The organism is Candidatus Eremiobacterota bacterium, from assembly GCA_031082125.1.
Taxonomy (GTDB): domain Bacteria; phylum Vulcanimicrobiota; class CADAWZ01; order CADAWZ01; family Ess09-12; genus Ess09-12.
Genome location: JAVHLM010000043.1, coordinates 1 through 14,399, shown reverse-complemented (window position 1 = coordinate 14,399; position 14,399 = coordinate 1). Strand labels below are relative to the sequence as shown.

Annotated in this window: 13 protein-coding genes; 5 read left to right on the top strand and 8 right to left on the bottom strand. The window is 57.3% G+C overall.

All coding sequences use genetic code 11. The features are described 5' to 3' along the window. Window positions 1-86: 86 nt before the first annotated feature. The 4 genes from RDV48_28875 to RDV48_28860 all read right to left on the bottom strand — a co-directional run bounded on the left by RDV48_28875 (window position 87) and on the right by RDV48_28860 (window position 5,706). Window positions 87-1,880: a rhomboid family intramembrane serine protease gene (locus RDV48_28875; protein MDQ7826847.1), complete on the bottom strand. Its 1,794-nt coding sequence runs from the start codon at window positions 1,878-1,880 to the stop codon at window positions 87-89. A 13-nt stretch (window positions 1,881-1,893) separates the two neighbouring features. Next, entirely contained in the window at window positions 1,894-3,078 is a 1,185-nt protein-coding gene (locus tag RDV48_28870; protein ID MDQ7826846.1) for an IscS subfamily cysteine desulfurase, read from the bottom strand. Window positions 3,079-3,090: 12 nt separating this feature from the next. Next, entirely contained in the window at window positions 3,091-3,690 is a 600-nt protein-coding gene (locus RDV48_28865) for an iron-sulfur cluster assembly scaffold protein (GenBank protein MDQ7826845.1), read from the bottom strand. Between the two features lie 102 nt (window positions 3,691-3,792). Beyond that, window positions 3,793-5,706: a tetratricopeptide repeat protein gene (locus RDV48_28860; GenBank protein ID MDQ7826844.1), complete on the bottom strand. Its 1,914-nt coding sequence runs from the start codon at window positions 5,704-5,706 to the stop codon at window positions 3,793-3,795. Between the two features lie 386 nt (window positions 5,707-6,092). Here RDV48_28860 and RDV48_28855 point away from each other — a divergent pair, with 386 nt between their 5' ends. The 4 genes from RDV48_28855 to RDV48_28840 all read left to right on the top strand — a co-directional run bounded on the left by RDV48_28855 (window position 6,093) and on the right by RDV48_28840 (window position 8,919). Then, window positions 6,093-7,667 carry a hypothetical protein gene (locus RDV48_28855; GenBank protein ID MDQ7826843.1) on the top strand — a complete coding sequence of 525 codons (1,575 nt, stop codon included), beginning with the start codon at window positions 6,093-6,095 and terminating at the stop codon, window positions 7,665-7,667. After that, window positions 7,664-7,966 (top strand): hypothetical protein, encoded by a 303-nt coding sequence (locus RDV48_28850; GenBank protein ID MDQ7826842.1) that lies wholly within the window; start codon window positions 7,664-7,666, stop codon window positions 7,964-7,966. The genes RDV48_28855 and RDV48_28850 overlap by 4 nt, the downstream gene beginning before the upstream one ends. A 145-nt stretch (window positions 7,967-8,111) precedes the next feature. Continuing rightward, window positions 8,112-8,738, top strand: a complete 627-nt coding sequence (locus RDV48_28845) for a hypothetical protein (GenBank protein MDQ7826841.1) — start codon at window positions 8,112-8,114, stop codon at window positions 8,736-8,738. Further along, on the top strand, window positions 8,725-8,919 hold the full coding sequence (locus tag RDV48_28840) for a 4Fe-4S dicluster domain-containing protein (GenBank protein MDQ7826840.1): 195 nt from the start codon (window positions 8,725-8,727) through the stop codon (window positions 8,917-8,919). Before RDV48_28845 ends, RDV48_28840 begins: the two co-directional genes overlap by 14 nt. A gap of 3 nt (window positions 8,920-8,922) precedes the next feature. Here RDV48_28840 and RDV48_28835 read toward each other — a convergent pair whose 3' ends face one another. From RDV48_28835 to RDV48_28820, 4 genes are all read right to left on the bottom strand, one after another. Beyond that, window positions 8,923-9,069 carry a hypothetical protein gene (locus tag RDV48_28835; GenBank protein MDQ7826839.1) on the bottom strand — a complete coding sequence of 49 codons (147 nt, stop codon included), beginning with the start codon at window positions 9,067-9,069 and terminating at the stop codon, window positions 8,923-8,925. Then, window positions 9,047-12,286: a VIT domain-containing protein gene (locus tag RDV48_28830; GenBank protein MDQ7826838.1), complete on the bottom strand. Its 3,240-nt coding sequence runs from the start codon at window positions 12,284-12,286 to the stop codon at window positions 9,047-9,049. The genes RDV48_28835 and RDV48_28830 overlap by 23 nt, the downstream gene beginning before the upstream one ends. A gap of 110 nt (window positions 12,287-12,396) precedes the next feature. After that, a complete protein-coding gene (locus RDV48_28825; protein MDQ7826837.1) occupies window positions 12,397-12,534 on the bottom strand; it encodes a hypothetical protein in 138 nt (45 codons plus the stop codon). Continuing rightward, a complete protein-coding gene (locus RDV48_28820; protein MDQ7826836.1) occupies window positions 12,518-13,381 on the bottom strand; it encodes a peptidoglycan-binding domain-containing protein in 864 nt (287 codons plus the stop codon). The genes RDV48_28825 and RDV48_28820 overlap by 17 nt, the downstream gene beginning before the upstream one ends. 411 nt (window positions 13,382-13,792) lie before the next feature. Here RDV48_28820 and RDV48_28815 point away from each other — a divergent pair. Further along, a partial coding sequence (locus RDV48_28815; protein MDQ7826835.1) for a hypothetical protein occupies window positions 13,793-14,399 on the top strand: 607 nt, incomplete at its 3' end.

Here is a 14,399-nt window from a genome sequence, read left to right as displayed (position 1 = left end):
AACACCTGTTGAGCGATTCCCCAAAGGGTGTCAACATCCTGCGCTCATGATTATACTCGCAAATTTCTTTCCTGGCTGTACGAAATTCACCTGGTTCCCCTGGCCCTGAGCCTTTTCAGGATGTAGGCCTCAAGATCAGCATTCCCGGCGGCACGGGCCAGGGCCAGGGCCGTGTTCATCTCTCTGAAGTGCCTGGCATCCTGGCCCTGCCCCAGTGCCAGCGAAGAGGCCAGCAGGTGAAAGTGGGCGTTCCCCCTGTCCAGGGCCAGAGCCATGGCAAGATATTCTTCTGCCTTCCCATGGTTCTTCCCGGTGAGAAACAGCTCGGCGAGCCGCGCATAGGCAGGGGCGAATCTGCTGTTGCATGCTATAGAGCGCCTGTAAAGCTGTGCCGCTTTTTCAGGGGAGCCTTGAAGCCTCTCGAGATCTCCGAGGCCCGTGTAGGGACCCGGGTTTCCCGGCGCGCAGCTGATGCTCTTCTCAAGATACTCCCGGGCCTGATCATATTTCCCGATGACAAGGTAAATCATGCCTATGTTCTCATAGGGCAGGGCATAGGTGCCGTCCAGGGCAAGGGCGCGGTGGAAAAGGGCCAGGGCCTTTTCATAGTCCCCCGTGCGGGCAAGCTCCTTCTCACCTTCCCTGTTGAGGCGGGCTGACTTTTCACGGGGCCTGACATCGGGAGTGTAGAAGACATTGGCCTGGTAGCACTCGACACGGAACAGCTCCTTGAGGCTTTCTTTGAAGAGGGCGCCGAGGGCCCTGTCGCCGGGTGTGAGGGCTATTGCCTTCTTCAGCAGGGCGAGGCCCATGGAAAGATCGCCCATAAGGAAATAATAGCTGCTCATCCCCTGCCATGCTTTCGCCTCCCGGGGATTGAACTCCAGGGTCTTCCGGTAATAGAGGAGGGCGTCGCCTGTCTTGCCGGCATTGAGGGAGCTTTCGGCGATGATAAGATAGACCTTTGAGAGGCTCCTCCTGATGGTGCGGTCCTTTTTAGCCGCCTGCTCCCAGGTGACAATGCCTTTCAGGAGATCTCCCGAGCTGATGAGGACTTTTCCCAGGCGGTGAAGGACCTCCATGTTCCCGGGATCAAGGGCCGCCGCCTTCTCAAGGGAGAGGCGGGCATCTCCATAATCTTCTCTCTCTTCGTCAAGCCCTGCCAGCACAAGGTAAGTCTTTACCGCCCTGTCTCTCTGGGGAGCAAGACCGGCAGAGAGAAAGAGCGCTCCTGCAGAGGAGAGAAGCAGAGCTGTCGCTACAGCCATGGGAAGGGCCTTCGGTCCTTTCCGCGAGTATTCCACGGTGAGGCCTGCCAGGGCCCCCCAGAGGAAGCCTCCCCAGTGGGCATCCTGGTCAACTCCACTCTCCATGGACCCGAAATAGGCAAGGGAGGCCAGGAAGGGGATGAGGGCAGCCGTGTAAAGGATGAACCTTTCCCTGGGAATGCTCTTTCGGTGAAAGACGGCAAAGGCTGCCAGGGCTCCCACCACGCCCAGGATGGCACCCGAGGCCCCCACTGAGATTGATGAGGAGAAGGCAAGGCTCGCAGAGTTGCCGATCAGGCCTGAAGTGAGGTATATGAGAAGCAGGGCAGAGTGTCCCACGGCCTCCTCGAGCAGCGAGCCGAATATCAGGAGGCAGTAAACATTGAGGAGAAGATGGAGAAGGCCTATATGAAGAAACATCGAGGCAAAGAGGCGCCAGTACTGACCTTCCCAGATAAGGGCGTCCACTTTCGCCCCGTGATCCACAAGAACCCCTGTGTCCCCGGGCCCTCCCGCCAGGCAGCAGGCGACAAAGACTGCACAGTTAACTGCTATGAGCGCTACGGTTATAAAGGCTCTGTATTTTTTCACCGGGAAGCCTGCAGATGCCATTGCACTGCTCTTTCTAAGTGCAGGCCGGCGCCGAGAAAGGCGACATCCTCCTCAGTTTCTCTATTACAGGCGGGAACTGCTCGACGACATAGTCAATATCCTCTTCGCTGGTGTATTTCCCAAGGCTTAATCTTATGGAGCTGTGGATCTTTTCTATGTCTGTGCCCATCGAGGTGAGCACATGGGAGGGATTCAGGGAGCCTGAGCTGCAGGCCGAGCCTGTGGAAACGGCGATGCCGACGTGATCGAGCATATAGAGCACCGCTTCCCCCTCGATGAATTTGAAGGAGACATTGAGGGTGTTGGGGGCTCTCAACTCAGGATGGCCGTTGACGCTCGTGTAGGGTATTCTCTCCAGGAGGCCTCTCTCGAGCCTGTCACGGAGCATCTTTACCCTGGGGATGTCCTTGTGGGAGTCCCGCATGGCGACCTCGGCAGCTTTTCCCATGGCGATGATCCCGAGGGTGTTCTCCGTGCCGGCCCTGATGCCCGTCTCCTGGTGCCCTCCCGAAATGAGGGGGCACACGCGGGTGCCCTGCTTGATATAGAGGATTCCCACGCCCTTGGGGGCATACATCTTGTGGCCCGAAAGAGAGAGGAAATCGGCATTGAGGTGCTCGACGTCAATGGGTATCTTTGCCGGGGCCTGCACCGCGTCGGTATGGAAATGAATGCCATGGGCATGGGCTATCTCCGCCAGCTCCGCTATGGGCTGTATGGTCCCCACTTCATTGTTGGCGTACATTACCGAGATGAGGGCCGTGTCGGGCCTGATGGCCTTCTCCAGTTCATCAGGGCTCACGATGCCGTACTGGTTCACCGGGAGATAGGTGATGGCCACTGTCTCGCACTTGAGGTAGCGGCATGTCTCCAGGATCGAGGGGTGCTCTATGCTGGAGGTGATGATGTGAGTGCCTTTCTTGGTCTTGTAGGGGCAGTCAAATGATGCGCAGAGAAGGCTTCTCAGCACGATGTTGTTTGATTCCGAGCCGCCGCTGGTGAAGACTATCTCCGAGGGCTTCGCATTGATGAAACGGGCCAGCTTCTCACGGGCCTCCTCTATCCTCTTGCGGGCTTCCCTGCCGAATTCGTGGTGGCTTGAAGGATTCCCGTAAAGATCGAGGGAATCCTTGATGACCTGTTTCACCTCCTCGTCAAGGGGTGTCGTGGCGTTATTGTCAAGATATACTTTGCGCATAGGGACCTCCTCTTACACACTGCAATGTTCTTTTTTCAGTTCTTCGAAGATCTTCTTCGCCTCTTCGATGCACTCCCCGCACCCCGTTCCCAGCTTTGTCTTTTCCTGGAGGGAGATGAAGTCTCTCACTCCTTCATCGACGAGTTTCTCAATCTCGTCGCGGGATATGTTGAGGCATTTGCAGACGATGACCTTCTGCTTCCAGTGAATTCTTTCAGGGGTGCCTTTCCTGGTGAAGTAGTCCTCGAAGGCGGCACGGAGCGCCTTGTCGCCAAGCACCGAGCAGTGGAACTTCTGGGACGGGAGGCCGCCAAGCGCCTTGGCGATGTCATCGGGGGTAATCTTGAGCGCCTCATCTATGGTCATTCCCTTCACCATCTCCGAGAGGAGCGACGTGCTCCCTATCGCCGAGGCGCACCCGTAAGTCTTCCACTTGCAGTCGGTGATATGCTCGGAATCGTCTATCTGCACGTACATCTTCATCATGTCGCCGCATTTCACATTCCCTACCTCGCCGATGCCGTCAGCCCTGTATTCCTCCTCGGGCACCTCCAGGATGTTCCGCGGGTTGAAAAAATGATCCTTGAGCGTTTCGCTGTAATCCCAGGCCATGACTATCCCTCCTTGCTTCTGTGGCTCCCTGAGCCTCGTACCGATTTCAATAGTAATTCTTTCAGAGATGCAATGCGTTCCTGCTCTCCTCGTTAAGATGTGTTATTTCTCATGCCGATGGTTTTTCTGCAGGTTTTTTTCCATAGCCTCGATTTTAGCCCGTGCCATGGAGAGCGCCTCATGGTTGCCGCCTCCCTGCTCCTTCTCCATAAGCTCGAACTGCCGGTAGAGAAGAAGGGCGCTCTCCGGTTTTTTAAGCCCCTCGTAGCTCTTTGCCATCTCAAGGAATATGTCAGGCACGGAAGGGCTGGCGTCGAGGGCTTTCACAAGGTCCCTGAGGGCAGGGGCGTGATTCTTTTTCAGGTTCTCCGTGACACCGCAGAAGTACCAGGCAGCGCCGTCGCCGTGAAAAATGGCCAGGGCGCGGCGGAATTCATCGAGGGCTTTCTCTGCCGAGCTGTTTTTCAGCGAGAGCATTCCTTTCTCCCTGTGGGCGAGGGGATCATCAGGCCGGGCTTTCAGGACGCTCTGCAGGAGGGCTTCCGCCTTTTTCCTGTCCTCGATGGCGCTTGATTCCATAAGAAGCCTTGCATAATGCCTCCGGTAAAACATATCGTGCTTTGAAGATTCAGATGCCTCGCGGAAATGCCTTATGGCCCCCCCGTATTCAGCAGCCCTGCTGTAAAGGGCGCCGAGAATGAAATGGAGGGGCGCCTTCTCCCGGGAGGTCTTCAGCTTCTCCTCGTATGACCTGATATGGCCCATGATCGCCACGGGCTCTCCTGCCAGCAGGGGCGCTCCTGCCATGCTCCTCAGGAGCCTGCTCCTCCCCGCGAGGGGATCGATTTCAAAGGCCTTTTCGCTCTCAATCAGGGCATTCCCATAGTCCTTCAGGGAGAGGTGCATCACTGCCATGAGCCCGTGGCCGCTCCAGTCCCATGGGGTTCCCTCCAGCAGCGAGGAGGTGAGCTTCATCGCCTGGTCGGTGCGGCCGCTCCTGTGGAGGGCATAGGCATAAAGGAGGCTTCCTGCCCGGGGGAAGCCCTTTTTGCCGGTAAGTCCCTCAATGAGGGTGCAGGCTTCGCCGTATTGTCCGCCGTCGATGAGGAATTTCGCCAGGACAAGGCTGAACAGGGTTTTGGCAGGCTCGCCCGATGAGGCTCCGATAGTGCGGCAAAGCTCGGTCCGCTCAGGGTCTCTCAGGGAGGAGATGAGCCTGTAGCCTGTCACGGTGTTCCCGGGTGACTGGCGGTATGCCCTTCTTATAAGCTCAAGGCCCTTTTTATAGTTCCCGAGGATAATCTCGCAGGTGCCCTCTTTTTCGAGCGCCATGATCTCCCGGGGAGCAAGGGCCGCGGACTGCCGGTAATTTTCCCTGGCAAGGTCGAAGTCGCCCTTGGTGAAGTAAAGGTCACCGCGTGCCATGAAAAGATAGGCATTCTTTTTCTCAAGCTTGAGGGCTTGGTCAAACTCCTTGATGCCGTCAGGGAAATTCCAGCACCTTGTCCAGGCCTCCCCGAGGGTTATGGAGGGCTCGGCAGAAGCAGGGGAGAGGGTCCGGGCCCTGCCGAGGAATGCCATGGAGCCATTGAAGTCGCCCTGCTGAAAAAGGGCTGCTGCCATCGAGCATAGAGGCTTCACCTCCAGGGGGTATTTCTCTGTGAGCTCCTTAAAAAGGGACAGGGCATTTGAGGGTTCACCAAGGCTGAGGTAAATGTGGCCGGTCTTGAGCTTCCCCTCGAGGGTTCCGCTGTGCTTCAGCGCCTTGAGCTTTGTCTCAAGCTCAAGGGTGGTGAGCTCCTGCAGGATGGCGCCAGGGATGTCCAGGGAGGAATAGATGAGCGCTCCGGCATCTTCGCTGATGGTTGCCTCCCTGGCGGGCTCGTTCACAGGTGCCGTCTTGATGGGAAGGGGATTTTTTTCCGTGCTCCCCTTGCATCCCCCCGGCGCTGCCAGAAGCAAGGCAAGGGCTGTTATGATGAGCGGGAGAAGAGGAATCTTTCCTTGTGCATGCATGGGGTAAAGGTTCAATAGCCTCAGGCCCGAGTCCTCTTGCTGCAAGTCCTGCTGCCATCACCGGCAATGTCCCCGGGTCGCCTGTCGTTCCATCACCTTCTTCCCGGTGTTATGGTCTCAGTATGACCCATGCCTGTGAGGATACCGTGAAGGGATGGTGAACGAGATGTTTACAAAAATAATGAATTTTTAACATTCTCTTTACATTTTTTACATATCATCAATGGTATTTTTCCCCTGTTTGATCTATTATGAAAGGGGAGAACTTTCACTGCTGAAGGGCCGCCACAGGCCCTGAAGAAAAAGCGATTCTCTGAGCGGAAAATCTGGGATCTTCACATGTAACCGGATTTTTTCATTCTATGACCCTACGGGAGGAGAGCACGATGGACGAAATCACGGCGATCTCGGGTTCTTTCAGAGGCACCTCACCACAGGTGCAGACGGCACCCCAGGAAGCCCAGGCCCCTCAAGCGCCTGGCGCCCCGGAGGCCGATGCCCCGCAGGGCGCAGATGCTCCCGGCGTTCATGCCGCAGGGGACGATCAGTTCGTGAAATCGGGCGGATCGAAGCCCGCCCTCAGCCAGCAGGAGATCGCGCGGCAGATGGCAGAGCGTGCGGAGAGGGAGAAGATCGCCTCGTCAATGATCGTGCGGGACTCCAGGGTGGGTGCGCCCGATGAGGCCTCGGCCCAGGATCTCACCAACACGCTGGCCGCAGTGGACCTGGACATGCTTAAATATAACCAGGCCAACGGCACGAAGTTCATAATAGTGAAACCCGGCCAGGACCTCATGGATACCGGTGTCATCAGGTCCCAGGACCCTGCCGCGATAAATGCCGGAGCCTCCGCGATGGGGAAAGATGCCCGGGAGGCCCTCGGGAATGTTGAGGCGGAATACGGACCCCGGATAAAGGCGCTTGAAGGCAAGCTTGCCGGGCTTCCCCCGGCTCCCGCCATGTCGATATTCGGGAGCGCGTCTGATGCCGATGCCGAAAAAATAAAAGAGCGCAGCATGCTTGAGAAGGAGCTCAGCGACCTGAAAGCGCAGCAGAGGAAAAAAGAGGCCGAGCTTGTTGAAAAGGAGACCAAGGACAAGGCAATGATTTTCAGTCCCCTTGTGGGATCAGATGCAGGGGCTGCCGGCCCCATGGGAATGATGATTGCTCTGCAGGTATCGCAACAGCCGATGAGCACCAATGACATGGCCGCTGCCCACGGGGCAAAGACACCTGAAGAAATAAAGCAGTTCAACGACAGCGTGGAGAAGCTCAACGGTGACAGGCTCACCGCACTCAGGCAGGAGTCCCTGAAGAATATGGAGACCATGACGGCAGCAGTGCAGGACCCTGAACAGAAGAGGCAGTTTCTCGAAAGTATTGACAAATTCAAAAAAGATCCCCAGTCAATTCCGCTGGATCAGGCAAACAACCCGGTGCTTGTCCCCAACACCTTCTATTACAGGCCCGAAGACAAGCCCGATGCGAAGCCTTCCGTCGTTGACGCCCATGATTACGGGAGCCTCAAGAGCTGGACAGACGGCTCGGGAAAGATAAAGGGCGTTGATCCTATGGGAAGCACCACCTTGGGCCAGCATTTTTACAAGGACGGCATGAACACCATTCTCATAAGGGAATCAGCCCTGAAGGAGCAGGCTCCCATTCACGAGATGGGCCACGCCACCGAAAGCATCATCGAGAGGAAATCCCCCGGGTTTTCTAAGGAATTGACCGAGGGCCGCGACAAGGCTTTCTCCCACGTGGGCTTCGGTGATGGCAGGCATGAATCCGTTACGCCTTACGCGGGGACCGGCGAGAGGGAGAACCTTGCAGAGGGCTTTGCCCTGTATTACAGCGATCCCAAGCTGCTGAAGGCCAAGGACCCCGAGCTTTACGCCCTCGTCGAGAAAGAAGCGGCCTTCATCAAATCCCAGGCGAATGGAGCGGTGCAAGGGAAATGAAACTGGTACTGCAGCGCCTTGAAGAAACGCCCGATGAGCTTGTTCCCGGTGAAATCATGGGGGAAGTGAGCCTCGAAGAGAACGGGGAGCTCAAATTCTCCCTTTCAGACAGGGAACTGGAGGCAAGGCTCAGGGAGCTTTTCTCGAAGCCGATCCAGGCCCTGTCGGGCGATCCCTCCGGTAATCGGAACGTCACGTATGCCACAACGGTGAAGCCCGGCACCCCGGAGTTCTTCACCCACGTGCTGCCCATCCTTGAAGGCCGCGGATACAGGCTCACGGGGCGCATTGAAGAATAAGGCTATCGGGCTTCCGACGCGGGAATTTCCTGGTTTCACCTGATACTTATGGTGTTGCATCTTTTTTGCATTTCATTTATCTTAAAGATGAGGAAGATTTTCGCCCCAGCGGGGGTGCCTGCAATGATCATGAAGGGGGAGTCCCATGGAGGCATCGACAATTCACAAAGCCCTGGAGATATGGACGCTCCAGACCCTGCTTGACGTATCAATCGTTCTGGGTATGGCGGCAATGGCTCTGGCCCTTGTCCAGCAGTATTACCGCTCCCTGGAAAAGCTCCTCACCCTGAGGGTATCCATCGAGGTGTGGAAGGTCACCACGACGCTTGTTGTAGATGTGCTTCTTGCAGTGGTGGTGGCGGCAGGCTACCTGGTATTAAATCCTGATATAATGGCAGACATCAAGATTGCCCTTCCCTTCGTTCCTGCAGCCACCATTCTCTTCGCCATCGCCCTGGTGCTGCGGCTTTTTCATGGCGGCCACCACCTTTCGCATAAAAATTTTCTCACTTCCCTGTGGTGCATGTTCCTGGCAAATATCCTCAACATCGTGGGCTTCACCTTTGTCATGGAAGCCCCTGCGAAAGAGTACCTGCAGGCCCATCCGAGCCCTTTCTGGATTTTTCTCAAGACTCAGCTCCGCTCAAATGTGAACCTGGAGCTCTCGCAGCTCACCTTTCTGGTAGCCTTTCCCCTTCTTATCCTGGTCTTTCTCTGGGGATTCAGGAGCGCCCTTGGCACCTTGAAGAAGAATGACAATGAGCAGCCGTAAAGAATGGATTTTGACCAGCGGGCAGTGCACCTCCTGCGGGATCTGCGCCGACCTCTGCCCCGAGGCGGCCCTCGTCATGACAAGGGAGATGGCATACCCGGAGCATCTTTATGAAAAGTGCACGTGGTGCGCCCTGTGCTGCAGCGAGTGCCCCTTCCAGGCCATCGCGATAAAGGGGTAGAGATTACCGCTTCAAGGCAAAAGTGCCCTGCAGAAGGGCATAGACCCTGTCCACTCCGGGGATGTCCTTCAACACGATATGCTCATGGACATCCTCGGTGAACTGCGGACCGGGCCTGCTCCGGAGCTCAAAGCAGATCCAGCTCGGCACCTTCCATTATCTGTTTCACTGCAGTGAGCCTCGGCGCTGCAAGCACATGCACCACTACGCCTTCCTGGGGCTTATAGACCAGCATCATCTCGTCATCTCCCTTTATCTCAAGCGGCTGGCCCACTGCGGCGACTATCTCGTTCACCGTCATGCCCTTTCTCAGGGCTCTGAAGGCTTTCTGCCACTCCTTCATCTCCTGTGCCTGCGGGGAAGCTTTCCTCTTCCCCTCGATGGTGATCTCCCCCACGACAGCCTCGCTGCTGGGCTTGTCCAGGCGGAGCATCAGGACCTGCTTCTTTTCGTTTTCTCTGCCGAAATCAGTAAAAACGGTGGTGATGACCGTGCAGGGACCCAGCAGCGACTGCTGCCTCGATCCATAGTAGTGGGCTTTTATAGTATAGGCGCCCGGTTGTGCGGCCTTCAGCACATACTCCTCGGGGCCGTAGCCCTCCCTGAAATCCCTCGAGACCAGGCCCCCGGAATCGGTGAGGTTGTGGCCGTAATAGGCGTGATCGCCTCCCGGCTCGAAAACGTGGAGGTCCACATCGGTGAGATCGGCATCCCATGACATGCTGATGCGGATGTCGAGATCGAGGTGCCGTATAAAGCGGCTGTCTATCCCCGAAGGGACCGGTATGCCCTCCTTCTTCGCCAGATGGATGAGCCTGTTGAGCTCCATGAGGGCGATGAGCTCGATCTCGGGGAAGCGGTCCCATGGGCGGAGCACCACTTCCCAGAGGAGCTCCATTGCCCTGGTGAGGTCAGCGGCCCTGCGGCCGCGCTCCCACCGCAGTCCCAGGGCAAGGCCAAGATCCCTGTAGGACTGGGGCTCGTCGCCGCGGTCGGCGAGGACCTTTTCGAGGAGTTCGATGGCCAGGTCAAGGTCTTCAGCCTGCTGGAGCCGCCAGGCATACATCCTGATCATGGCGGCATCGTCAATGCCAAGCTCCACAAGGTTGGAAAGGATCCTGAGGCCAGGCGCTCTCGTTCCTTGAGAGAGGAAGAAGTCGCCGCAGTCGAAGAAGAAGGCCGGGCTCTCGCCGTAGTATGCCCGCTGCTCCATGTAAAGGCTGTACTGCTGATCGGCCGGGGCGTTCCTCATGGCCGTCAGGTAAGGAGTATCGGGCGCCCAGGGCTTGATGGTGATCGATGCCTGACGAGCAGACTGCACATCGGATTTTCCTGCGTCTGCAGGGGCCTGCCGCAGGGACGGCATGGCGGCAGGCGATGGCGGCGGGGGCGCCAGCGACGCGCAGAGCTCCGGCATAGGTTCGCTGCACTCCCTCAATAAGTCCATTTCCGGCTCAGGGCTCTCCATGGAGGCCATGTCGAAAGCGAGGCCTTCAATGGGTGAGAGTTCCGGGGCGGCTCCCAGGTATGCCGCGCTGCCTGCCTCCCTTCTCAGTCTCGGCTCGGGAGGCCTGGAGGCTCTTTCCTCTGCAATGGCCTTTTTCTTCATGGCGTACTCGCCCTCAAAATCCCTCTCCCACCAGACAATTCTCTGCTCCCAGAGGGAGTAGATCCTCTCTATCTGAGACTCCTTTTGAGCATCCTTGGTCTGGAATGCCTGCTCCCTGCGGCGGCGGAACACCGCCACCATCTCGGGAAGCGAGAGGGGAGGCTCAATATCATACTCGATATACTGCTCGATGCTTTCCAGCACGAGAAGCGAGGTGCCGGGCGTCACAAGCCCATAGGTGCGCCCCAGGGAAAGAAGCCTCTCCCTGTTCTGCGGATCGGTGAGGCTCACCTTATCAGCTTCCATGCCTGCCCAGGCCCTTGCAAGAATTCTCCCTTCCGGAGCCCCGGCAGTGCTGAGTGCCATAGCTCCTGCGGGTGCCCCTTTCCCTTTGAGGGTGATGCTTCCTGATTCCCCTGAGAGCCTGCCAATCAGGGTGAAGCGGCTGCCTTCAATGGTACGGTGGAGGTCATTGCATCCCTCTGATTTGTCAATCTCCAGGGCTTCCCGCTTCAGCGCCAGCATGTCAGTGCAGGCTTTCGCCGGAGGAGTTCTCAGCAGATTTATATGGAGGCCTCCCGTGGATTCCGCAAGATATCTCAGATATGAGCTGTTGTTCTCCGCCTGGCCTGTGACGGCGATGACGGCTTTCCCCCCTGATTTCGGGAGCTCCTGGGAGAGGGTGCCCAGGCCGTCACTGAAGAGGAGCCAGGCCTCGCCGGCTTCATGGGGCGCCGATGAAAAGTCAAGGGCGGCGAGGTTTGTCCCGCCATCGCAGGGCATTCCCCTGAGATATGCCAAAAGGGCACCAGTTTCTCCCTTGCCTGTGTGGAAGGTCTTTACCGGTAACTCCGGGCAGTCCCGGAACACGAGGAGATCGACGACAAGGCCGGGAGCCGCCATGATGAGCTCTTCCAGGAACTCTGTGTCCCGGGAGCTGTCCCTGCGGCTTCCTGAGGCGTCCCAGGCCACGGCAAGGCGCTGGGGGATCCAGGCCTCCGCCTTGCCCTCATCTTCAGGGATTCTGCTCGAAAGACAGAAGAAGACCTCGCCTTCACTGGTTTTTTCCGTCAGGGTGAAGTGGTCGGGCAGGCGCGGGAGGCGCACCTGCAGGTCCTCGGCAGGCGTCCCTTTCCCGAGGGTCGCCTCGGCCACCCATCGGTTCTCCCACTGCGTGAGCTGCATGTTCCCGATGCCGCCGGAGAGCTCAGGCGTGACGGGGGCCTGGGCGACTTCGACCCGGAGGGTGACTTTATCAACGGTTTCAGCATGCTTCAGGGGCAGGTGATAGGCGGCGTCGTTCCCTGATACGGTGAGGCCGCTTACGTAGGTGATCTTCACGGTGCGGGAGCCCCCGGCCGGGAGGGGATAGATCCGCGTGCGGTAAAGGTTTCCCTGGACCTTCTCGATGAGGCCCGGGTCTATGCCCTTTCGCTCCTCTGCCTCGAGGATGCGCCGTGCCTCCTGCTTCGGCACCACGACGCCCTCAACCATCCCGCCGCGCACGTCCAGCGCGTAATGGCAGACAGCAGCGCCGTCAGGGAGGGGAAAGGTAAGGTTTCCCTCCATGTCGCGGAGATTGGGATTGAAAAACCTCATCGTCTGCGTGGTCTCAGCAATGAGGCCCGAGACCACGACCCTGATGTCGAGGTCCTTCAGCTCAATGGGCTTTTCCCCCTTGGGTCCCTGAACAAAGGGCAGGGCGTCAGTGGCGGCGAACTGCCTTGCGTGCCCGTCTTCCCGCAATAATGAACACATGTAACTTCCCCCTTCCATAATAGGACTGATACATAGAAGGCAACCCATTTACAGGCGTCATCGGGTGCGGTGTGCGGTCGGGATTATCTGCTGAGCTCGAACCGGGTGGCCTAATTGATTATATAGAATAACGGGCGCTTTGTAAACCATGGAGTATCGGTTACGCCCTCGAAGTGCCCTATGAGGTGATGGGTAAAGAGAATCTCCTGAATTGCCTGTCCGGCCGCCTGTTCAAGGCTTCTGCTCATAGACAGTGACACCCTTGTGCCAGCCCGTGGGACCTCCCACGTACCCGGGAGGATGATAATGATGCTCTACCCGGGTCATATAGTTTTTACCGTCGAGCTGAAATGGGGTCTCGGTGCCGTAGTCGCCGCCCAGAAGGCTCTTCGCCTTTTCAGCAACGCCGGCTGGCACCTGCCCCTTTATAGTCTGGTAACCCGGAGGCGCCCCGGTGCTCTGTCCTGATCCCGTGCCTGTTGTTCCCGGAGCACCGGTGGTATGATGCGTGGATTTTGTGCCGGCAGGCGGATTGTGTGCGGGAGTATCCCCTGCCTGGCCCGTGGTGCCGCCTCTGCCCTGGCCCATGGTGCTGTTCCCGCTGTCGGGCGCCCTTCCGGTGAGAAACCCTTCCATTGCGTGGTGGGTTCTGGGACCATAGAGGCCATCTATGCCGGTGGAGCCCACCGAGTAGCCTTTTGATTCCAGGAAGCTCTGCAGTTCCTTTATATCCGAGGCTGACACGCGGCCGCTCTTGGCATTTGAAGCGAGCGATGATCCCTGGAGCTCTGGGGCCCTTTCCAGGAGCTGCTGTATCAGGCCCAGCAGCTCGGGGTCCGAGCCGTCCCTTATGAAAGACTGCCCTTTGAGCGCTTCCGGGAAGCGGATCTGCTCAATATGTCCTGTCACCTTGTTATAGAAACCGTTGAGCTCATTGATTTCTTTATCTGAGAGGCTTTCAACCTGCGGCATGCTTTCCTGCCCGAGCCTGGTCTCTCTTGCCTGCTGCCGCTGCTGCACCTCTGCAGTAAGCGACGGTGATGCCTGTAACGGTGAGGAACCGGTTGGGATATTCATCGGTAGTGTTCCTGCCATGGGAGGCGCTCCTTTTCTGGCAATCAATCGAACACTGCCAGATGTTCACAGTATTTGATAATTATATTATAGCGGATCCAGGCTTCGCGTCAAGCGGGCAAAACAGCGACAGTCCTGCCATTATATCGAGATGAAGGGTGAGGGATTGCGGCCATTTTATCTCAATGGATAAAACAATCTCAAATATTTTAATATGGCATCTTCCTCTTTTGATCTATGTGCCGATAGGGCGGGAAGAAGCCTCAGTGGCTTCCTGGTGATTGTTTAAAGCCTTCAGGGTCATTTTTGACCTTTTCACCCCTTTCAGGCCCTCTGGGTGGTATCCTATGACAGCCTGATAATGCCTCTGCATTGGGCTTTTTAAGGGGTATGTCTTTTGATTTTTCTCTTGAAGTCTGATAGAATATACGTATGAAGACTTTAGAGCACTGCCCCAATAATATATTGCACCTTCCCGATGAAGAAGAGCTTCTTCACCTCGCTGATTCTTTCTCTTCGCAGGACTATGAGGACATGCTTCTCCTCCCCGAGCCTTATGAGCTTCCCGCAGGGACCACCTGCAGGCCCGGGCACATGGTCAAGATTACCAGGGAGGGCCTCATCCCCGAGGCGGAGAAGCTCTCGGAGGACGTGTCCTTCAGCTCCATCGACAGGGATGAGCGGGCAGAGCGCATTGATTTTCTGCTCTGCGAGGCAGTCAGAGGCCGCCTGGCGCTTGATCTCGTGCTGGGCGGTCTTCTCGTTACTCTGAAAACGAAAGGGGTTGATCAAATAGGCTACCGCTCCATGGGCACTTTCGCCACGGAGCATCTCTCGTTCTCAGGGCGCACCGCTTCGGAGCTGATGCACAACTATGAGCTCCTCAAGTCGCTCCCCCTGACCCGGGAAGCCTATCTCCAGGGAAAAATTGCCAAGAGCGCCCTGAGATCTCTCTCGAGGGTCGCGACGTCTGAGAATGAGTCCTGGTGGCTCGCCATTGCAGAGGTGCGCTCCCTTTGCGGCCTTGAGCGTGAGGTGA

What these genes read in the sequence shown, in the direction of transcription:
- RDV48_28875 (MDQ7826847.1), bottom strand. Translation starts at nt 1,880, where the DNA reads ATGGCATCTGCAGGCTTCCCGGTGAAAAAATACAGAGCCTTTATAACC.
- RDV48_28870 (MDQ7826846.1), bottom strand. Translation starts at nt 3,078, where the DNA reads ATGCGCAAAGTATATCTTGACAATAACGCCACGACACCCCTTGACGAG.
- RDV48_28865 (MDQ7826845.1), bottom strand. Translation starts at nt 3,690, where the DNA reads ATGGCCTGGGATTACAGCGAAACGCTCAAGGATCATTTTTTCAACCCG.
- RDV48_28860 (MDQ7826844.1), bottom strand. Translation starts at nt 5,706, where the DNA reads ATGCATGCACAAGGAAAGATTCCTCTTCTCCCGCTCATCATAACAGCC.
- RDV48_28855 (MDQ7826843.1), top strand. Translation starts at nt 6,093, where the DNA reads ATGGACGAAATCACGGCGATCTCGGGTTCTTTCAGAGGCACCTCACCA.
- RDV48_28850 (MDQ7826842.1), top strand. Translation starts at nt 7,664, where the DNA reads ATGAAACTGGTACTGCAGCGCCTTGAAGAAACGCCCGATGAGCTTGTT.
- RDV48_28845 (MDQ7826841.1), top strand. Translation starts at nt 8,112, where the DNA reads ATGGAGGCATCGACAATTCACAAAGCCCTGGAGATATGGACGCTCCAG.
- RDV48_28840 (MDQ7826840.1), top strand. Translation starts at nt 8,725, where the DNA reads ATGAGCAGCCGTAAAGAATGGATTTTGACCAGCGGGCAGTGCACCTCC.
- RDV48_28830 (MDQ7826838.1), bottom strand. Translation starts at nt 12,286, where the DNA reads ATGTGTTCATTATTGCGGGAAGACGGGCACGCAAGGCAGTTCGCCGCC.
- RDV48_28825 (MDQ7826837.1), bottom strand. Translation starts at nt 12,534, where the DNA reads ATGAGCAGAAGCCTTGAACAGGCGGCCGGACAGGCAATTCAGGAGATT.
- RDV48_28820 (MDQ7826836.1), bottom strand. Translation starts at nt 13,381, where the DNA reads ATGGCAGGAACACTACCGATGAATATCCCAACCGGTTCCTCACCGTTA.